Genomic DNA, 20,640 nt, shown 5'->3' on the forward strand with positions numbered 1-20,640 from the left:
GTCCTTGGCGTCGAAGACCATGCGCACCGCACGCTCGATCACCTCGGGGGAAAACTTCGGGGACTTCCTCATCTTGGCTCCATTCTCAATCGAAGGAGCCTCCTCAAAATCCGGGGCGGTTCAAACAGCGATGCCGCAAGGCGAACGCCCACCGATTGATGTAAGCCGACAAGCGGCGCTGGACCGCGGCGCGAAACTTCATTTGAAGGCGACGGGCCCTTCAAGAACCAAGGGGCCTGAGCCGGGCGGGCCCTGAGAGATTGGTCGTGACTTTGGGGCAGCGAATGTGCCACTCTGCTCCTATGGCACACGAAACTGGTCGCAGCGGCGTGTTTGATCTTGTGGGGTACACGTCGATGGCGCGCCTCAGAGAGTTGGTCACCTGGTTGCGGTGTGACTATGCACGCCAAGGCCGTGATCCGCGGCTCATTCGTGCCGACGTTCTTGCTTACGCGCGCGATCAAGGCCGACTGAACAGCTTTGCATTTGGTGATCTTCTGCGTTTGCATATCAACCGCCTTTTGGTGAAAGCCTGGTGCGCACGATTGGGTGTGGTCAACGACGAGGACCCGGACGACGTGACATGCGAGCAGTTGATGGCCTCAAGGGTCACTGGTGCCATTTTTCAGGCGTGCAAGGATCGGCACAAGCACGTCCAAGAGGACTTTCCTCAGGTCCGTTGGTCTCCGTTCAAGCCGATTGCCAGCGTGCGCTGCTGGTCGGCAGACAACCTTGTCGTCGTACTGCGGAGTAGGGCTCATTGAACGCGGGCTATGAACCGCGGGCGGCTTGCGCGCGCTCGGGTGACCATCACTGAGTGCTGCAGGTTGCCGCACTCAAGGCTCGGCGCTCAGACACCGCCTGTGCAACTGGGGCCGGAGCCGCCGTCCGGAGCATGGTTGCCTGCGCCTCAGCCTTCTTGAGGGTCTCTACCGCCAGCAGAGCAGCGGCCATGTCCGTCTCACACTGTTTGAGATGTTTGGCAGGGGCGGCTTTCACATCGAGTACTTCGCGCTCCCATGCCGTGCGTTCAGCCGTGCAAGCCGCCTGCGCGTTGTTGGTGCACTGGTCAAGCAACTGCGCGATCAAATCGGTGCGCCGCGTGCCGGTCAGCGTTCCTTGCTCAATTGCAGGTTTGACGACACCTAGGACGGCCGAGAGAATTCCCTGTGGCGTCATCTGGATCGGGATGTTCGGCACGTCGTGACCCACCACCTCACCGTTCAAGAGGTCGATCGAACGCTTGTCGTAGGTGTGACTCTGGCGGGTGCATTCGGCCGTCCGCAGAATGTTGATGCCAAAGGCACGCGCCGCTGCGATGTGATCGAAGCGCTGCGCCGCGGCAGCTCCATCCAGCGCCGCATTTGCATTGGTTTGATGCATCAGCAGGAGCATGCAGTAGCCCCTGGCGTGAACACTTGCCTCCTCGTTGCGCAATGTCTTCGGTTCGGGAGGAGTCCGATCAGTCGGGGGCAACATGCATCGCTTGTCTTTCCAGGCAGGGCTGGTGGCCACTGCGCGTCCCAGGCGCTCCAGATCGAACCGGGCACGCTCGACGGTGCTATCCGCCTGGGCGATCTGGGCACGCATCTCGGCCGCTCTGGTCTCTGCGATCATCTGAGCGGAGGCGAAGAGGTGGCTTTGGGGGCCACTGCCGCTACGCACATCAACCACTTGCCCTCCGGCATCGACCAAAGCCAGACACTCTCTGGGGCGCGTCAGGTTCCTCAGAGCAATCGTCTGAGGGGTCGACGCCTGAGCTAAGGCGACCGATCCGAGGACGCGGCCTTTGCGCGCGACTTCGTTCCGCGACGCGTTTTCAGGAACCGCATACAGGGTGAGCTTGCCCGCTACGTCGGCGTCGGCTGGCGTCCAGTAGCAGTCCCGCACTTTGCGATTGGACACCGCGTAGCTGTTCGGGTCCGCGCGCGCATAGCAGGTGCCGGTCCAAATTGACCTGTTGGTGCAGGCGGGTTGTTGCTCGTAGCCTTCGTACTCAGCACAGCCTTTGTCCGTTCTGCGCGCGCAGCGTCGCGCGCGGCCGACGACCTCGACCAGGCGCTCGACCGGTTGCTCCTGGCAGTAGTGGCGGGCCTGGAATACCTCAAGCGTTGGATTGGTGACGAGCGCGACCTGGTCATCCGTGAGCGCCCCGAAGTCTTGGAAGTTGACGTTCTGGAGCACGGGCCGATCCCGTCGGTACGCCGCAATCGGATCTTGCTCTTTTTGCAGGTCGCGCTGGGCCGGGCCGCTGCCACACGCGACAACCAGCAGCATCGCAACGGTCACGCCGGCTGCGAGGATTGGCGTCTTCATTGCTTTGCCCTCGGGGTGACGGTGTCAGCGGCACTCAACGCCGCATCTTCTTGTGGCTTGAGGCTCTCGCAAGACTCTTGGGCGCGGGCCAGTGCAATCGTGCGTGCGGCATCAATGCTGCCCAGCGTGCCATAGCGCGAGGGTGGGTGCGCGGCGGCACTGTCGGCGCTGTTGTGGGCGCGAGCCTGGCAATCCCGATACGCCTCAGCCGCTTTGATTTGCGACACCTTGGCCGCCTCCAGCGTGTTGATGGCGGCTTGCTTGTGCACGTCGATTGCTGCAAGTTGGTCGTGCTTGTCGACCTCAATCGCAGCGGTCTGTCGCGCGATGTCGACCGTCGGCTGTACCTTCGCCGTCTCGGCCCCTTCGGCGATCTTGATGGCTGGTGCGACCCGCGCTTCTTCCTGCGCTGTGGTGATTGCCGCCGCTTCGGATGCCTTGGCGGGTGTCGCAGCGACGGTTGCGGCTGCAACCGTCTTGCCCGTGATGCGGCCACTGACCGCGCTCCATTGGTACTCGTCTTTGAGAACGAAGTCACCGCCAATCACGTACACCCCGAACACCAGCGCTGCAAGGAGTGTCCATGTTCGCCAAGAGTGTCGACGGGGAGGATTGGGCAGGCCGCCGATCGACGCAGGCGAAGGCTGCGGCACCGATCGTCTTGACAGTTCGTTGAGATGACGATTCATCCCGGACTTCCTTCCCTCTTACTGTCGTTGCCTCATATTACATGTTAAGAGAGTGGATATGGAAGAACAGAGAAGAGCCGTCGACCCGGCCGGTGGTCAAACGGCAAGGCCGGCATGAAGGTAGCCTCTCGGAAACGCTGGCAGATCGACGCAGAGCGACAAGTCACCATGGTGTTGCTCGTTGTTGGTGCGCCCGATCCAGAATGGAGAGCGGCAGGCTCAGACCTGCCGCTTGCGATGCGCCCGAGGGATCGATCAGCCCTTCGAGTTGTTGTTGTCCTCGATCCGCTTCATCGTCTCGTCGATGCTGCGGTTGAAGTCCCGTGCGGACTTCCCTTCGTCGTACTTTTCCCACTCGCGATCCGACGTGGTGTTGTCGGGGCGGTTTCCGCTAGAGAGGCCGTTCTGATACCAGTTGTTCTCGCTCTGCATGGACATGATGCTGACTCCAAGGTGTGGGAGAGCGCGAAGACCAGGCCCACCCAGTGCGCCCATCCGGGCGGGCCACCGACCCTCGGAAGAGTCGGCGACGAGAGTGTAGACAAGATTGGAAAATTTTCCAATAATGCGGACCGTCATCCCGTGCTGAACCGGGTGACGATCCTGCTCGCCTGGTCTCCGCTCCAGGCGAGGCTGCCGCATCTGCGAAAATCGCGGATTCCGTCCAAGGAGTCCGCGTTCGATGCCGTCCGCTCGCCGGGGAGCGATCACTTGTGCCTTCGACAGCGCCGCTGTCCTGGAGGCGATGATCGCTATGGCCCTGGCCGAAGGACGGACGAAGAAGCAGTTCGCGCTGGCCGCTGGCCTTGATCCCGCCGATCTGCACAAGTACACCAAGCCGGACGGGCCCAAGATGAGCACGGCGACCCTGAGCCGGGTGGCAAAGGGGAATGGCTTCAGCTTGTCCATCCTGCTCGCGCGGACGACGCCGCGGTCGGGCTAGCGCTCGCTGCTGTCGCAGTTCGCGCGCCGTGGGGCGCTTCCATTCGGTCTTACTGTTCCTCCCTTGTATCTTGTCGACTCGGACTGGCTCAGGTAGCCCGATCCTCCCTGGAGCCACTCATTGAAGCCCGGTGTTCAGTGCTGGGCGCTCGGACCGGACCGTCCTCTCCGCAGCCCGAACGGTTGTTAGAACTCGGAGTTCGCATAGGCAGAGGATCGTCAGGAGCCCTACCGGGAAACACGATGCCCGGCCCGTTGCCGCTGGCTCTGAGCTCCCGACGCTGAGCCGACGCAGCTTCAATTCGCCTGCACAAAACTGGGGCAAAGGAACGACTTGAGGAGCTGGAAGGTGTCACTCGCCGCGACAAGGCTGTCGCTGGAGATGCGTCAGCCGAATGATCGAGAACTCTTCTTTGACATCGCCCTGGATTGCAGAGCAGACGCTGCTCAGGCGCCTTTGCCGGATCGTCGCTTCTTTGCCCTAGTCCTGCGTCGGACCGGTGCGCGAGGACTGTCTCCCGCCGGCGTGCGCCTATCCAGATCCAGAGTCATCTCCCTGGCCTGTGGCATGTTGAACTCCAACATCCGCTCGAAAAGTGCCGATCCGGCTGTGCGTTCCTCTGCCCCCATGTCCTGAAGTTGCAGCGCAATATCCAGCAACCACTCAGAGCTCAAGTACCAAGATGTCGCGACGCTGCCCATTTGATCGCCGGCAACGTTCAGGAGTGCGTGGGCCACGCGACAGACCCGCTCCGGCTCTGACGCCACCAGCTTGACAAGCATTTCCGGCAGGCGCTCCGTTCGACCGTTTTTCAGCACATCAGGGAACGCCACGAACGCATCTAGGAGTTCTCTCGTCTCGACATCGGCGGCGAGTCCATCGCTCAGGAAGATTGCAGTCAATGCGGCCAGAATGCGGAGATCGCTGCTACGCAGGAGTTGGAGCAGAAGAGGATGGACCACTGGCCTAGCCATTGGCTCGTGCCACAAGTTGGCTACGCTGTACGCCACGCCCAAGGCCGCCGCCGAGGAGGAATCCCTGTTGAGCAACTCAACCAGCTCGCGGGACCAATCCTCCGCCGGGAAGAGCGCATGTCGCAAGCCGGCCAGTTCCCCCGCCCCCTGGAGCCCGTCGCCACTGCCTTCGAGAATACTCATTAGCCATCGTCGCGCCGCAGTGGCCGAAGCCCATCGGAACGCGTGCGCGACGAAGTGAGCCCAGCCTTGCCCATCAACGATGGACGGCACGCTGGCCACCAACTGATCGACAAAGGCCTCCGCCCTTGAATGATCTGCAATCCGCAGGTACAGCAACTCGTATCGAGTCATCGCCTCCCACACGCGAGATGAATCGGCACGCACGACATGCCGCTCAAGAATGGAGAGCCAGCGATCAAGTCGCGGAGGCTCCGCAGCCAAGCATGCAGACGTTAGGGCGCTCAATGTCGGATAGTTCCCGTTCGGATGCGCAGCGATCGACCCATGGCCCCACAAGACCGACGAAGAGTCGTCGTTTGCCTCACGCTCAATCTCGCTGGCGTTCTCATCCGCATCGGGAATGAGCCAATGTTCCATCCGATCCACCAGGTCATCCGGGACAGGGGTCTCCTTGGTAGCTGCGTTCGCGATTGCGTAAGCCGCGTCACGGCGAAAACCGGAACCAACAAAGCCCTTGTCTTCCAATTCTGTGATCAACGAGTAGAGGGCTGGTGCCGTAAAGCCGGCGGAAGCTAGCTCTCGCAGAACACAGGAGACTGGTATCTCATTGCGCTCAGGATCAAGCGCCCGAATGATTCGGAGAACCTTGGGTAGATTGGTCTTGGCCAGCTCTGCCAGTTCGCGCCCAGCCTGTATCGCGCCGCCTTCCATGCGATGACGCGGATGATCCCAAGCCGTGTCATCTGTCAGTTCGTTGAACAGCTTCAGGATGTCGGCGTCAGCCGCTTGATCTATCTGCTTGGCGCTTACCGGGCTTGCGATCGCTTGGAAGCCTGAGAAGTGCACGTCCCTGTCAGTCAAGCCCGGAAACGCACGCTCCTCTTCCTCGACGAGCCGCTGCAGGGCCGAGCTACGTCGACCGGCTGGTAACGCTCGGAGCAGTCGTAGCCGATGTTGACGGGCCCGTTGGAGCCGTCGGTGGCGAGTGCCCGCATCATCCTGCTGCGCTGCGTCGTTGTAGTAACGCCATTCGCGAAGCATCGCCTCCATGTCAGCATACGTAGGATCGTCCAGGAGCGGGCAGACAACCTCGATCAGTGCGACGCTCTCCTTGTGCACATCGGTGTATGGCCCAAGAACCAGCCTACGCGGATCGCCGCGCAAGTAGTCGAAGACACGGCGTGGTGAGTGCGCAACTGCGCGCACCAGACCCACAGCCAAGAGCCTGTGCACGATGAGCAATTCGGACTGCGCGTTTGCGGTCACGAAGTCCAGAAAGCTCTCCGGATCTGAGTCCGCCCAGCCCAGAATACCCAGCCGCACTGACTGCAGCAGGGGACGCTCATATCGATCCTCTTCCTCATCCAGTTCCTGGAATAGCAGTCCATTGTTCTGGTGATAGCCGATCACAACACTTGGTGCCTCAGAGCCACATAGACGCAATCCTTCCAAAAGAAGTGGCCACAAAGCTCTCACAAACGCCCGAGGAGAGGCCTCTGCGACTGCTTCTATATCGTGGAACTGACGCGCTTCGAGAACTGACAGAACGTTCTTGGGTACACCGACAACGGCCAACTCATCAACTGTGGAAGAAGCGGCCAGAGGCGCAGCAGCAGAGTCAATCTGGCGTTTAAGCGATGCCGCGACCAACCTCGGGGCTTCCTCAGGAAGAGCGGCGCTCACCACACTGGCCAGATGCCCTATGGCCCACTCGGCAATCGAACTTCGCCCGGCAATTAGGATGAGGCTATCCAGCCAATGGCCGGCCTGCGGTGCGACATCGCCGGCACCCAGCGCGTGCCAGCTCAAGACATCGCGATTCTTGTCCGGTAGCCAATGCCGACGTACAAGATCGACAACCGAATCTGCGCTGAAGTGCAGTGCCTGCCGAAGCATTGGCAACAGCGTTTGGGCCTGTTCATCGGGCAAGGACATCAGTCTTGGCAGATGGGTCGTTGACAGAGCGGAGAACCATCCTGGGCTTCCAGCGGCGGCCCCAGTGAATCGAGGCGAGAACCATGGATCCGTCATCGTCTGTTCTACGAGCCTTCGCTCGGTAGGGGTAGGTGCGGTCTGCAACCCTAGGAACTCGATCAACAACATCTTCAGGTGAGGGCGAAGGTCGGCAGCCCAGAGCCTATCCATCTCTGTGCTGTACTCTTCGGGGCTCGCGCCCCGAAAGTACCCAAGCGCATGCCACAGCTGAGGTCGAATGCGCAGACTACCCTGCTGCGCTCGAACTGTCTCTGTGAGACTCCCGCTCTCTTCCAGGAAACTGCGCGCACGGACGAACTCGTAGAGAGTTTGATGCCGAAACTCCACTCGTCCGGGCCCCTGGTCTGCGCGAAGTAGTCCAGCCGCAGCCAGCGTCTGAATCTCCGAGTAGTGATCTTCGACTTGGGCCAGCGGAAGGCCCAGCACCTCGCGGTCCGCCATCAACTTGGCCAGATGGCGTAGCGTTGCCCGACGCCTACCGCTGGTGTCGCTCAGAACTTGGGTTTCCCATTGTTTTTCCAGCAACCCCTGGAGGCTCCTCTGGGCCTCGGGCTCAGTTGCGCTACCAAGGAGCGAAAGGAAGATGTCCAGGGCGTGTGGAGACCGCAGAACCTGTTGAATGTCCCGGTTCCACACCTCAGCCTGGAGACCCCTCGCGGTGAGGACGGGTTGCACGGTTGACCACTCAGGCAGCTCCAACTGGATGACAAGCGCATCGAGGTTCCGGAGCGCGGGGTCGTGCTTTTGCTCGAAAGTGCGACAGGAGATGACGGTGCGAATCCCCTCTATGTCAGACAGGTCCTGAACCAGATCGAGCAGGACTCGCAAACGTGCTGAATGCTGGACAACCAAGTCGGCCAGGGCGTCCACCTGGTCAATGAGTACAAGGACAGGCGTGCTCTTGGCGAGGTCTCGCAGAACCGTGCTCGCATCGGAGCCGAGATTCAGATGCCTCGCGAGCGCTTCGCGATCCAATACATCGGGCGGCAGCCGGTCAGCTTTAATAGCAAGGACACACCAGCCGGCCGCTTGTCTTTCCCGGGCTAGTCGTACTAGCAGGGAAGACTTCCCGCATCCCGGGTCACCTAGCAGGAGATGGGTTCCCGATGACTCGGTGGAAAGACTCTCAGTCAGCGAGTCCAGTTCTGGGCGCTGAAGCCATGTGCCATCAACGAGCGTACTAGGCCAACTAAGCAGAGGCGCTGAAGCACTTCGCAGCCTCGTTGGGATGTCAGTGGAGTCTGACCAAGTTGCCGGACGGCTGAGCTCAGTGAGTGGATCACCTGCGGGCTTGTCCGTCACACCTTTTAGGAATTCGACCAGCGCTTTGTGGATAAATTCTTGGCGAGACGCGGGCTTTGCAATCTCGATGTGATCGCCCTCGATGGCGGTAGGCACAACTCCAGCAATCCCAGGATCACTGCTATTCCTATCGACGATCAGATATCGCTTGCCAAACTCAATGCCGAAAAGTCGGCGTCCGACTAGGACCCCTCTTGACTCAGCGAAGACCCGGATACCAAAGCGGCGCTGCGTATACAGCGATCGAAACTGCCCATTTAGCAACTTGAGCCAAGGGTCATCATTGACCATGTTGATGACCTGAGCATTCGTCCGCAGCACGAGACGCAGCTTGTCCGCAACCGTAGCGAGACTCGATCCCTGGTGAGGTGTACCGACAAAGACGACAGCGGCGACTCGCTCTAGCAGCGACAGTCGCTGCGGGTCGCCAAGCATCTGCGCTTGCGTCATGCCAGACTTGATGACAAGACCACCAAGGCTGTGCCCCACCAACACGATCCTGCGGTCCTGCAGACCTTGTTCAACCTGCAGGGCGGCAAAAAGTGCCTCGCCAAGATCGGCTAGGTGCATGGCTGCATCGGTCCAGCCTGAGAGCGCTGCACCGTATCCAGCAAGCCAGACGCTGCACTCAACTTCTTTGCCAATCCACGTCGGCCAGAGAGTTGCGTGATCCTTAGGGTTGTGCATCCATGTGGATCGCGGATCTCCGCCCAACCCATGCACAAAGATGACGTGCAGTGCGTCCGACAAGGGTGCTTCGCATACCTGAGTCAAAGTCGTCATCTGCGTCCCACGGCAGTTGCCCATGCGAAGGGTATTGTGACCAACGAAGCCCGCAAGTCCTCGCTTTTGACGATCCCCGCCTGGGCAGCCACCTGCCGCGCGATGATGACTTCTGGCCCGTCGCCTGAAGCCATCAAGCCGGCCCATCCAACAAAGTTGCTGCCGCTGGTCGTGAAGTTGGTGCGAGACGGCTGGGCGTCGATGCTGCTCCTGCGGAGCATCTATGTTCTGCGCCGTGCATCATCGCGACCGCAAGTCGATCGAGCCAGCCAGGCTGCTGGAGGCAGCCGAGATTGGCGAGGAGCTAGAAGTTCGGCACGCGGGCAGGCCGCTTTCGACTGGGCGAGTTGATCTCGCGCCGGGTTAGCCTGTACAAGTCGGAATGACACTTCCCCCTAGCGCTGTTTCGCCTCTCTGGCACCTCCCGTGAACCAAGCGGATTCCCGAGTCATTGATCCTGCAGACTTCGATTGCGCGATCATCAGGCTTGTCTCGATCCAGCGTGCAAAAGGTGAGGCTGGGCAGCTCCTCTTCGCTTCCGTAACGCTTTTGGCTCGCGGTCGCCAGAGACCACCATCCTCTGAGGGTGTCGAGCGACACAAGGTTGCCGGTAGTCAAACGCAGCTTTACTTCCGTCGAACTGTATTGACAGTCGAGGCGGCGCTCGACTGGTATCGCGGCCTGGACACGCCAACGGGCAACCTGACGCCTACGCCACAACTGGCAGCCGATCGACGCGGAGATCTCGACGGCATCCGGCTTGTGACTTCAAATCTCGCGGATCGCCCAGCGTGGCCACGTCTAGGGGTCAGCTTCGGGCGGGATCTCATGTTCGGTGCGGATGAACTCGCCGACCCGTGTCCATTCGTAGGGTCCACTGCTTCGCGAGTCCACCGCCGGTTCGGCTCCGTTGCCAACTTTGAAGACGCAGTCGACGACGCGGACTGTGTCCGCAAGCTTCGGCGATGGATACACGTCGATCTGAGCCGGTACCCGGAGTACATCGGAAGCGCGGCCCTGATCGTCCCGGATCCGTTCGTTAGGCGAGTAGACAGCTTCGTTGTGGTCAATCAGTCGGGAGGTGAAGATCAGGTGATCCGCGTCGTGCCGCGTGTGCCTGACGGGCTCCGGGATCTCTCGCTGACGCTGTTCGAGCGCCAGGCTCACCTTCTGAGTCAGTTCGAGACACATCCGGTGCCTGACGATGGCGAGATCGTCATATCACGCGATGAAGCGGCCGGAGCCACCGGCTTTGTTCTAAGTCACGAAATCTATGGTCCGCTGCAAGGGGCAGCAGCGACGCACTACCTGCGCGCTGTGAGCTTCACCACTGGTATCGCAGAGCCTTCGGCCATCATTGAGATAGCAGCCACCGACTCCCCAAACTCTAAACTGACAACCTACCGTGCCGCCAGCATCACGATGACACGAACGATGGAGGTGGGCAAGTCGTCGGCCCAGTCGACCGACGTTCGCATCGAGCGGGCGGCCTTTCGGCGGCGGCAAGCCTTCGAAGCCTCGCACTATGAGCAAACGTGGCTTGAGGCGCGCGACCGCGAGGCGGCGCTGCGATTTGTTCGCTCACGCATTCAACGTGCAAAAGGCGTAGTGTTGATCGCGGATCCTTACCTCGGATCTCGCCAGATCAAACAGTTCATGTTCGCGATTCCTCGGGGCAGAGTGACAGTGACACTCCTGACCTCTCGCCTTGCCTTTGAATCCCGCCATGCCGAGAACACAGCAGCGGTTGCGGACGCCACGTCGCCAGAGACCGGCGCGCCGTCTCCTCGAGCGGATGAGTCTTCTCGCCTCGATGCATTCCGGAAGGAAGTCGAAGGGTTGCGCGCACACACAAACGGCGACATCCGTGTTTGCGTCCTACCGGGCAACCCTCCGGAGTTGCACGACCGATTCCTTGCTGTAGATGAATCCGTGTGGTTCTTCGGTGGCTCGTTCAACGGACTCGGCGACCGTGCGAGCCTGGTGATTCGATTGCCGCAGGCCGAGGAGATTCTCAAAAGACTCGAGCCAATGATTGTCAGCAGTCGCACTTTGGAGGAGCACATGGCATTGAGAATGCTGGCTCCGGACCAGGCCGCTTTCGCCGCTCCCGGCTCGAGCTGGTGGCGCGTCGTGCTTAGTCGTTGGTACGAGGCGCTGCGAAAAGTGACGGCAACGTTCCGGAAGGACCCTCCGAAATGAGCACAGGCTCGCCCGAGGTCTTCTCAGCTGTGCTCCGTGCATTTCGGGAACTGTGGTGCGGCGACCGAGCGACACTAAAGACCGCCGCCAGCACGATTACCAGTCGAATCGCACTGATCAGCTCGATGAATCCGGACTCGGTTGGCTGGAGAGATGAGGTCGCGGCCCTGACGGATGCTGCCGAGAGCGCAGGTCACTTGATGGCGACGGTGCGCGACTTAGAAGTAGCTCACAGAGCACTTCTGCTATGCGCAATCACGCTCGAGTTGGGCCTTGCGCCAGACACTCACAAGCTGTCGACGCTCCGAAGTCTGGCGCGCCACTCCTGGGAACTCGAGCACAGCCTCACTGCCGTGATTCTCATAGCCATGGACGAGGATGAAGCAACCCGCCAGACTTGGTTGACGTTGGTCAAAGGCTGGCTGCCTCAGCCGAGTTTTGATCAACGATCAGGCCGCAGGCGAGTAGCAGATGCTAGCTGGGGAGACCTCTTTCAGCCAAATGCCTCACACGATGACATCGCCGCACTCCGTGCGCCGCTGACCATCCTTCTCAGGGTCGACCTCGCGTTTGGCCTCGACTACCTTGAGTCATTGCACGACTGGGAACTTGCCGAACACGCGTTGCTGCTTTCGGGCGCCGCATCCACGTTCGAGCGCTGGAGTTCGGCGCTCGCGCAGGCGCCGTTGGTGTTCGATACTTCGGGTGGCTGGACTGGAGCTGTTGTGAGTTTGCTGTTGGTGAAGCGCGCTCAGAACGAGATCCTGTTGCCCGATGGAGAACAGTTGTTTGGACGGCCGCTGAACGAGCCGACCTGGTTGTGTGAGAACGTGGTCACGGAAATCAAGAAGCGGGCGGATGGGCTTGCAATGTTGAGGGCTTGGTCTATCAGCGCATTTCGCGACTGCATCGCTGCGGCGGACTCATCGCCGAACTCTAGGGACCCTCGAATCGTCTATCGCTTATCTTGTCTCCAACAAGTCCTCGACTGCATGCCGGCCGAAGTCCGCCCTACGCGTGCATCAGGTGCTCTGCCTGCGGGCTATCCCGCATGGTTCGTGTGGTACGAAAGGGGACTGGAGGTTCATTGGCGTGCAGCGTCCGAGGATGGCGCCATCCCAACCGCGCAGGTAGTTGAGCTCTACGAGCATGTTGCGCGATGGGAGTCGGTGATCTGCAAGGACGTGCGTGAGCGCCGCGCGGACGTTAGATTTGGCTCACTGCACTTTACGGTCAGCCAACTCGATTTCCACCTGGGAATGGCACTTGCCGTTGCTGAGCATCCCGCCGATGCTTGGCAAGCACTGTGGCGAGGCACATTCGACCTTCGCGAGATGGCGGAGTTTGGCGGTTTCGGCGATGACGAGTCCGAGAACTGGCAAGATCGCAGTGCTGCTTCCAGCCTAACGGAGATCGTTCTGCGATTTGGTGTCGCCGTCGCTGACACCCTGCTTCGGCGGTCATCACAGTCAAATGGCGGACATGGCGGAGCAGCACGCGACCTATTGGTGCTGCTGCAGACAGCATGTATTGAAATGACTTCAATAGAGGTGCTCAGAGCCAACATCTGGACCCAGGCACTCCGGTATGTCTTTCTGCTCTGGGGTCGACTTCGGGAACTAGCGCCTGCAAGTGAGGGCAGCGCGGCCGCTACCACTGATCCCGAAGAGCGCAAGTTGCTTGAGTATCTTTCGACTGAACCTTCAGAGCTACTTCTTGCGTTGACTGTCTGTGCGGACAACGGCATCTCAGAAGCTATCCTCGTTCGACAGTTGGTTGATTCTCGAATCGAGTTCGCACGCGCCGTGGCGCAAGCCAAGAGGTTCTCACAAAGAGTTCCGGGTACAGAACGACTGCCGGACAGTTCGATAGGGCTCGCCAACAGACTCTGCGATCTGTTGGCGTCCACTTAGATATGGAGATGTGGTCCTTCGCCACTCGTGCGCAGCCTTCATCGTCGACCATTTCCACCGATGTCAGAGCGGGCCTGCCACAGATAGGACTGGCAAGGCGGCCCGCTCATGGCGCCAAGGCATCGAGTAGAGGGCGCTTGTGACGCAGCCTGCAATCTCGACGGAGCCAGGGTGTAGATGTCGTAGAGCGCACGGAGCAAAAGCAGCATAGTGAAGATCTGCTGCTGCTTCAGGGTGGCATTCAACGTCGTGGCCACGCCTCTTCGGCCAAGTGGGTCATTGTCATGATAGCGTCGATGAAGTCGCTTCTCTCGCCGTACACCATGGCGGCGACAAAACGCTCGTAGCGCGCTCGAACCTCGGGGTCGTTGCGCAAGTGGGCGAGTGCTTTGTGTGTCTCGGCCGCGATGTCGGCTCGATATGCCGGGTGTTGGTTTGCGAACTCCTCGGCGTCCGCGATGGCGATTTCGCGCGCCAGTGCGACCGCGGTGGCTTGGTCGGTGTGGTCGCGGATCGTGTGCAGGTCGTAGATGTGCCGCAAGAGCGTTGGGTCGGAAGCTCGGCCCTTGCCGGCAAGCTCCATTGCTGTACGTCTGGTCAATGAGACCAGCTTTTCGGCGGCCGTCTCTGTCACGCTGGCGCATGCCATCGCGCGGATCTCCGGGGGCCTCCCATAGGCCTCGGAGACGAACGACGATACGGGTAGGTCGATGGAGGGCAGGCGCAGATCGGCGTAGCTGAGTTCCACCTGCAGGGTTGGGCGTAGGTGGCTGTCGGCTGAGCCCGATGGCGTGGCCGTCAGTTGGTAGATCGTGTATCGATTGGCGTCCCGCGAACGAATGGCGGTGGCGGTACCAGGTTCAACCGGAAATCCGGCCTCCTGCAGGCTGGCGGTGATTCGGTCGCGCAGTGCTCCGAGTTGTTGGCGAAGCTTGCTCGCACTCCTCGGCGTGGTCTCATTGGGAACGACTTTGAAGTCAACATCCTCGGACATGCGCTGCACCAGTTTGTGTGCGCGTGCGAGGCAAGTCCCACCGGCGAACACGAGCCGAAACGGTGCGGCATCGACCCGACTGACCGCTTGCATGGCACGGATGACGTGCCAGTCCTTCTCGACAAGGGCGGTGCTCGGGAGCGCGAAGTGTTTTTGGACTTCTAGAAGTTCGGTGAGTGAGGGGCTATCGGTCAAGGACAAGCTCCGTCGCACCGTCGCGAAGCTTGCGAGAAAACCGTCCTTTGACCTTGAGTTGGGGGTTCACTGGCACTTGGGTTGAGCGGCCTTCGTTGTAGGCCTTCTCCCACTCGGTGGGCTCCCAGGCGACGCCGAGCTTGGTCAAGGCCTCCCGGGCTGCGCCAATGAAACCGTCTTGGCTGTACAGCATGGGCCGGCCATCAAGGCGGGAGCGGATCGCCCGACCATAGACACCATAGCCGAGCCGGATGAGGTTCCCGTCGGCAACGGTCTTCGCCAGGGCGCGCAGCACTTGGCGTTTGTCGCCGAGGTCATTGAACTCGCGCGTCAGGAAGACCGCGTCATCGCGCTTCGCGATGCGGGCCTCAATCTGATCCTGCAATGAGTTCGTGCGTGCCATGAGTCGTTTTCTCCAGTTCCCAGGATACGCAAAAAGGTGACACTTAGCAAGAGGACTGTTGTCTCAGGAGCAGCCCGGTCTGCAGCGTCAGCGGACCGGGGTGGGCGCGTCCTTGCCCAGGTCGGGCTCTAGGCGCCAATGCGCCCGAAGCCCCTGCACAGGGTCTTCGCCCAGGGGTAACGATCCCTCGCGCGCAACAGCCCGAACGGCCACCTGCGGCGGGGTGCGCGGGGCGCTCCCCGGGAGATCGGCCCCAGCAGGGTGCTCGGGCCGCTGGTCACGAGCGCCGCGATTTCACGGCTTTGCCGTCAGCTCTCGGCGAACTCCGCTAAGGGGTCCACCCCTCGCGTCGGTCAAGGGTGAAGCGCCGTTGGCGCCATCCTGGCCGGTGTCCCCGACCTTCCGCGCTGCGCTTGTGCAGGTCGGGTGATCCCCCTCCGCCCTGGCTGCCCTTGCCTTTGCTACCCCCGGTCTCGCCGACGGGCGTCGGTTGCATCCGCAACCCATGCCCAAAGGAGCGGAGACCATGGACAAGCAAGCAGCCCGGAGTGATGTCTACAGCCGCGTCACGGCACGCATCCTCGCCGATCTCGAAGCCGGCACGCGGCCGTGGCTGAAACCGTGGCGGACCAACGGGGGAGGTGCGCTGTCCCGACCACTGCGGCACAACGGCACGCCGTATCGCTGCATCAATGTTCTGTTGCTCTGGGCCGAGGCTTTTGATCGTGGGTTCGAGTCCGCGACGTGGATGACCTACAAGCAGGCGCAAGCCTTGGGTGCTCAGGTTCGTAAGGGCGAAACGGGGTCGCTGGTGGTCTTCGCGGACCGGGTCATGAAGACTGAAACGAACGAGTCCGGCGATGAGGTGATGCGAGAGATCGCGTTCATGAAGGGCTATATAGTGTTCAACGTCGAGCAGATCGACAACCTGCCGGCCATGTATCGGTCTGCGGTGGCGACGGGAGCGCCAACCCAAAGCACTGAGCTTCCCGCAGCAGTCGAAGTGTTCTTTGCAAACACAGGGGCAGTGTTCGAGCACGGCGGCGACCACGCGTTCTACGCGATCGACCGGGACATCATCCGCCTGCCGGAGCAGGCTGCGTTCGTCGACGCCGAGAGCTATGCAGCCACGAAGGCGCATGAACTCATCCACTGGACCCGGCATCCGTCGCGGCTCAATCGCGACTTCGGGCGCAGGGCCTTTGGGGACGCGGGGTATGCCAAGGAAGAATTGGTTGCCGAACTGGGGGCGGCGTTCCTGTGCGCTGATCTTGGCATCACGCCCGAGCCGCGGCCCGATCATGCGGCGTACCTCGCAAGCTGGCTGCGTGCGTTGAGCGATGACAGGCGGTTTATCTTCACGGCGGCTGCGCATGCGCAGCGGGCGGTGGACTACCTGATGAATGCAAGCGGCCTTGCCGTCATGGCGTAGCCAGAGTAGCTGGCTGCCATCATTGATGCATTTCCTCCCGAAGGGGACGCAGATCAAACCTCAAAGGTTCTGCCGCTGGAGCGACTCCAAGGCTAGAGTGCAAGCCTCCTGCTAGAGCGCACACCTAACGTGTTATAAGGAGCAGCAGTGACTGCGCTTCTGCAAACCGATCATCTACTCAATTGTTCCCTCGGTTGAGTGGCGTGCCCGCAAACCGGCGCACGCCCTCAGAGGGTCCGCCTCTCAAAACGGAACAGGCAAATACGATGACGAAGCAACTCCTCCCTCTTCTCGCGAAGGGGGCCGTCGCGGTTCTTTGGGGGCTCGCTGGTTTTGCGCACGGCCAAGTTCCGCAGTTGAACATGGCGGTCGTTACAGCACCTCAATTTCCTTCAGGCACGTCTCTGCCAAACGGTGGGAGCTATGCGGTCACGGTTCAGCTACGAAACGACGGTAGTCCTTCGCCCTTTAATTCTCTCGCAAATGTATACAGTGTGTACGCGACGGCAACCCAAGGTATGGGTATATTGATTCCATATGCCTATAACTTTGAGATAGAAAACAATAACACGAATAAATCTGATGCGGCCCTGTACGTGCGATCCTATCAACTGGACTACACGCCTTATACAAATAGTGTCTTCCCTACCGGTGTAGTCCATACTTGGAACTTGGATACGACCGGGCTGGTGGATATGTATAAATGTTTTAGTATGCCAATCAATACTGTGCTGCCCAAGCCGGCATGTGACGGTGGAGGCTATCCGGGGGCAAAAATCAGCTATCGTGTGCTGTTTCGCGTGTATGACACGCAGTGTGCGCAAAACTACAACCCAGGAACATTACCAATTGTTGATCGACGCTGCATAATATATGAGAAAAAGCTCACTGACTTAAATAAGCTCTGGGTTGAAAATGATCCGACAGATGGGCAATCTGTTGCTCAGAATCCGAATGTTCCAACATATCCAATAGGTCCTTCCCCGATTCCAGCATTTCAGGCAACACCGAATGTTGGTGCTTTCTGTAACGGAAATTTGGCATCCGAAGTACGCAATGCTCTTGCCGGCTTGGGCTTTAGCTACCCTGGCCAGTCGTACTGTCAGTAGCGGGTGGCAAAGATGAAAATTTGTGCCGTTCGGTTACTGTTCATAGTATCTGTGGTGGCAATGATAGGTGGCTCGCGCGCTGCGCCTGCTGACTACGTCAAAACTCGCCAGTCTGCTGCCGTTGCACGTCTTGGAGATTACGACCGCAGCCGTTCTACTTTGGGGCCAGATACTTTTCTGCTGTTCTCTCTCAAAAGGACGGTGCCTGGCACGCGACTCGTTAGCATCATTGAGAGTTCTGGGGCACATGCCACTGGGGTGTATCTCTGCAGCTCCACAGGCGGTGTACTTGCGCTGTATCTCGCTTCCAATCGAGGTTTCAGAGAGCAGTTAAAGGAAGCATCTGAAGGTGGTAATGCAGATGCAATGATCGGCGCTCAAGCCGCAAACAGCGGTACCCCGGGATTGGGTGCGCAACCGACAGTTGCTCCAGATGCCTATTGCGGGCTTGAAGTTCAAGGCACCTGGAAGGCCCTGATGAGTATTCGCAAAAGCCTTGCGTCTGAAACCTTTTTGATCGAAGTGACGGACAGGCGAATGCGCATGCTTCCTATCGGCCTTGATCTCCAACCAAAGAAGTGAGTTGAAATTGCGCAACATCTACTCCCTTGTTCGCTTCCTAGTGCTGGTACTTCTTTCCGTTGGGTTTTCGGCATCGGCTTGGGCAATTGCACTACTTGAAAGGCAGGTGCAGTGCTTGCCGACCGGCTACACAGCCCCCGCCGCATCGACATTTCATCCTTCGGCAGTTTTTGTCAACATAAATCAAGATGCAAAGAGTCGATACGTTGTCTACGCGGTCGGCTGGAATTCGTCGAACGGAGGCGTCGGGCTTTTGGCTAGCAATGGTTTGGGGATGGAGTTTAAAACCATTCACTATAACCATCCTCAAGCGGCGGCAAGAGGTAAAGGTCCTGCGTACGTTTACACGCACGGTAGCTACTTCTATAGTGAACTACCAGGATCATATGCTGATACGGATTTCGCCAGTGATTTCGATCCCGCAACCGGTGAGTACAATGAGCCTCAGGTTAGTTTCGGAATGGCTCCCGGAGCAGCGGTTGCTGTACAACTTGATCGTGCCTATGTTTCCTGGGCGCGGGCCGTCAGTGGTCGAGGAGACAAGAGTCTACTGAAAGTTCACCAGAATGCTACAAAACTGGTGCAAAGCGGAATTGGAACATCAGGCTACTTTCTCTGCAATGACGTTCCCATGAGTGTGATTGTTTCTTTTCAGGATGGTGTGTATAGCCCAACCTGTGTAAGAAAGAATGGATCGAATCCACTCCAAGGTTGTGCGGCACCACAGACATGCACGGAAACAACATTCAGAGGCAATGGGAACGTTGATACGATGTTTACGCATTATCCGGGGGATATTAGTGGTGATATTCTCTATGTCTTTGATGCAGCCTTAGAGCCAAACGATCTTACTTTGACGAATTATGCCTCTCTAACGCCGCGAATAAAACTCATTGGATTTTCTGGTACTCAGTCCGGCGGGTTCAATAATCAGGCAAGGGATGGTAGGCTTATCGGTGTTGTTCGCGGATTCGTCAGCTACGATGCTTGGTCGTTGATTCTTGGATGTCCCGATCAACCGTTGAAAAAGAAGACCGCTTCGGCCTCAGAAACCCCGCCTGCCCAAGCAACGCTCTTTTCATACACTGGCTATACCCAGAGTGGGAGCAGCACACTATCCATCTCCTTCACTTTCCGAAACGATGCAGCGGTGCCAGTGGTAATAACTGGTCGTAGTCTTATTGGAGGTGAAGGTAATACTCAGATCCCCAGTATCACTGGTGGGACGTGCGCGGTAGGTGCTTCCTTGGGTGCCGGCGCTAGTTGTTCGGTTATCGTGTCTGCAGCCAAGGACTGCCTGTCGTACAAGGTCGGCGCGGCGCTGAGCAACGCGGCGGGAACGAGATCTTCGGCGCTCTTCACTGTTGGAACCAACGGGCAAGTCTGCAATTGACGACAGAGAGCGAGTGAACAGTTGATCGAGCTTGGCCTCTATATGTGTGCCGGCTCTTCAGGCTTTCGGGCGGCTCGGCGGCCGACGCTCCCTTATAGCTTCGTGCAGAGTCGAGGATGCTTGGCTCGTGTTGAACCTCTCTGCTGGCCAGCTTCGTTGGCCGGATCTGCGCTTCAGTCCGAATTAGTCAGGCTAGGCGTTGCAGGGGGCGGTGCTGCCATCGTGATCGCGATGTCGCGTGTTCGTCGCGGGAGCGCTCTCAGTCGTCAGTAGGCGAGGATGGCGACCCGTCTACGTAACTGCTGGACGAGAAGCAGGACCAAGCTGCTGCTACCTCTCGCAGGCTTCTTGCTATCTTTGTCCTCCCGGACGAGAGGCCAGAAATGTCGCTTGGGAGGTGGTGCAGGCATGGCAATCAGTGATGTTCTCCGCCGGCTTCGATGGCCACTGGCTGGGCTGCTGACCGGTACTGTGGGCGGGCTTCTGAATGCACTTGGGTGGTATGTGTTCGAGTCGCGGGCGCTGGCTATGGTCGGTTTCTTTCTGGCGGCGGCAGGAGTTGGCTTTGGCATTGTGGCTCTGGTGGCGGGGCAAGTGATCGTTGCCACAAGCCCGCTCCGGGACCGTTGGTGGCGCACCCACAGGTGATTTGCTTAGGCCCCTCGGCATGGACGTGCTTCGGCACGATCGTTAGTGGTTCCGCGAGCAGGTGTGAACGGTGCGGTGAGGTGGATGGCGGACGCTTGAGCAACTGACGCGTCGGCGCTGCTGTGGCGGCCAGCGGTCAAGCTGGATGTCTGCATGCGTGGTGGTTGATGGCGGGCGCAAGCAGAGTAGACGTAGCGGATAATTTGTCCGGACCGCTTGCACAGGCCTTGCACACTTGCACAAAAGCTTTCACATTCTGCGATGGTCGTCTAAAATGTCTTTTAAAATCAATTATTTAGAGTAGACGCAACGGACTTAAAATCCGCGGGCCCTCACGGGCCATGCGGGTTCAAACCCCGCTCCGGGCACCAACCCGGCACCCACTTGTCCGATGACCCCTCCCGCACCGAGCACCACGCGCCTGCAGTCCCTGCGCGAGTTGGTGGCCGGCTGGTCCGCACGTTACGACCGCGACCTGATGCGGCCGCCCGACGACGAGGCGCTGGCGCCCGCCGCTGCCATCGAACCCTGGCGCCACTGGTGTCTGTAGGGCGCCGGCGACGGCTGTTCACCGTTCTGGCAGC

At 59.6% G+C, this 20,640-nt stretch carries 15 protein-coding genes; 9 read left to right on the plus strand and 6 right to left on the minus strand.

Going from position 1 to position 20,640, the window contains the following annotated elements:
• The first annotated feature begins 302 nt into the window (after nucleotides 1-302).
• Entirely contained in the window at nucleotides 303-764 is a 462-nt protein-coding gene (locus tag WAQ08_RS10895; RefSeq protein ID WP_422191601.1) for a hypothetical protein, read from the plus strand.
• A 46-nt stretch (nucleotides 765-810) separates the two neighbouring features.
• Here the strand turns inward: WAQ08_RS10895 and WAQ08_RS10900 are convergent, their stop codons facing one another.
• The 3 genes from WAQ08_RS10900 to WAQ08_RS10910 form a co-directional block, all read right to left on the minus strand.
• Nucleotides 811-2,316, minus strand: coding sequence for a hypothetical protein (locus tag WAQ08_RS10900; protein ID WP_422191602.1), 1,506 nt, complete (start codon nucleotides 2,314-2,316; stop codon nucleotides 811-813).
• The gene (locus WAQ08_RS10905) at nucleotides 2,313-3,005 is read right to left on the minus strand and encodes a hypothetical protein (protein WP_422191603.1); all 693 of its coding nucleotides are present in this window, start codon (nucleotides 3,003-3,005) and stop codon (nucleotides 2,313-2,315) included. The genes WAQ08_RS10900 and WAQ08_RS10905 overlap by 4 nt, the downstream gene beginning before the upstream one ends.
• Before the next feature lie 255 nt (nucleotides 3,006-3,260).
• Entirely contained in the window at nucleotides 3,261-3,443 is a 183-nt protein-coding gene (locus tag WAQ08_RS10910) for a hypothetical protein (protein WP_422191604.1), read from the minus strand.
• 244 nt (nucleotides 3,444-3,687) lie between these two features.
• On the opposite strand from WAQ08_RS10910, the gene WAQ08_RS10915 reads away from it, so the two are divergent.
• Entirely contained in the window at nucleotides 3,688-3,948 is a 261-nt protein-coding gene (locus WAQ08_RS10915; protein ID WP_422191605.1) for a hypothetical protein, read from the plus strand.
• Nucleotides 3,949-4,394: 446 nt separating this feature from the next.
• Here the strand turns inward: WAQ08_RS10915 and WAQ08_RS10920 are convergent, their stop codons facing one another.
• The gene (locus WAQ08_RS10920) at nucleotides 4,395-9,152 is read right to left on the minus strand and encodes an AAA family ATPase (RefSeq protein WP_422191606.1); all 4,758 of its coding nucleotides are present in this window, start codon (nucleotides 9,150-9,152) and stop codon (nucleotides 4,395-4,397) included.
• A 459-nt stretch (nucleotides 9,153-9,611) separates the two neighbouring features.
• Between WAQ08_RS10920 and WAQ08_RS10925 the strand changes: the two genes are divergently transcribed.
• Nucleotides 9,612-11,387 (plus strand): VPA1262 family N-terminal domain-containing protein, encoded by a 1,776-nt coding sequence (locus WAQ08_RS10925; protein ID WP_422191607.1) that lies wholly within the window; start codon nucleotides 9,612-9,614, stop codon nucleotides 11,385-11,387.
• Complete coding sequence (locus WAQ08_RS10930; RefSeq protein ID WP_422191608.1) at nucleotides 11,384-13,300, plus strand: hypothetical protein; 1,917 nt, start codon at nucleotides 11,384-11,386, stop codon at nucleotides 13,298-13,300. The genes WAQ08_RS10925 and WAQ08_RS10930 overlap by 4 nt, the downstream gene beginning before the upstream one ends.
• 241 nt (nucleotides 13,301-13,541) lie before the next feature.
• Here WAQ08_RS10930 and WAQ08_RS10935 read toward each other — a convergent pair whose 3' ends face one another.
• The gene (locus WAQ08_RS10935; protein ID WP_422191609.1) at nucleotides 13,542-14,489 is read right to left on the minus strand and encodes a nucleotidyl transferase AbiEii/AbiGii toxin family protein; all 948 of its coding nucleotides are present in this window, start codon (nucleotides 14,487-14,489) and stop codon (nucleotides 13,542-13,544) included.
• A complete protein-coding gene (locus tag WAQ08_RS10940) occupies nucleotides 14,479-14,892 on the minus strand; it encodes an S-adenosylhomocysteine hydrolase (protein ID WP_422191610.1) in 414 nt (137 codons plus the stop codon). Before WAQ08_RS10940 ends, WAQ08_RS10935 begins: the two co-directional genes overlap by 11 nt.
• A 526-nt stretch (nucleotides 14,893-15,418) precedes the next feature.
• Between WAQ08_RS10940 and WAQ08_RS10945 the strand changes: the two genes are divergently transcribed.
• The 5 genes from WAQ08_RS10945 (at nucleotide 15,419) to WAQ08_RS10965 (ending at nucleotide 20,606) form a co-directional block, all read left to right on the plus strand.
• Nucleotides 15,419-16,324, plus strand: a complete 906-nt coding sequence (locus tag WAQ08_RS10945; protein WP_422191611.1) for an ArdC family protein — start codon at nucleotides 15,419-15,421, stop codon at nucleotides 16,322-16,324.
• A gap of 266 nt (nucleotides 16,325-16,590) precedes the next feature.
• Nucleotides 16,591-17,433, plus strand: coding sequence for a hypothetical protein (locus tag WAQ08_RS10950; protein ID WP_422191612.1), 843 nt, complete (start codon nucleotides 16,591-16,593; stop codon nucleotides 17,431-17,433).
• Nucleotides 17,434-17,436: 3 nt separating this feature from the next.
• Entirely contained in the window at nucleotides 17,437-18,015 is a 579-nt protein-coding gene (locus tag WAQ08_RS10955) for a hypothetical protein (protein ID WP_422191613.1), read from the plus strand.
• Nucleotide 18,016: 1 nt separating this feature from the next.
• Entirely contained in the window at nucleotides 18,017-19,408 is a 1,392-nt protein-coding gene (locus tag WAQ08_RS10960; RefSeq protein WP_422191614.1) for a hypothetical protein, read from the plus strand.
• Nucleotides 19,409-20,447: 1,039 nt separating this feature from the next.
• On the plus strand, nucleotides 20,448-20,606 hold the full coding sequence (locus tag WAQ08_RS10965) for a hypothetical protein (RefSeq protein ID WP_422191615.1): 159 nt from the start codon (nucleotides 20,448-20,450) through the stop codon (nucleotides 20,604-20,606).
• Nucleotides 20,607-20,640: the final 34 nt, after the last annotated feature.

Source organism: Aquabacterium sp., from assembly GCF_049274795.1.
In the GTDB taxonomy this organism is placed as follows: domain Bacteria; phylum Pseudomonadota; class Gammaproteobacteria; order Burkholderiales; family Burkholderiaceae_C; genus Aquabacterium.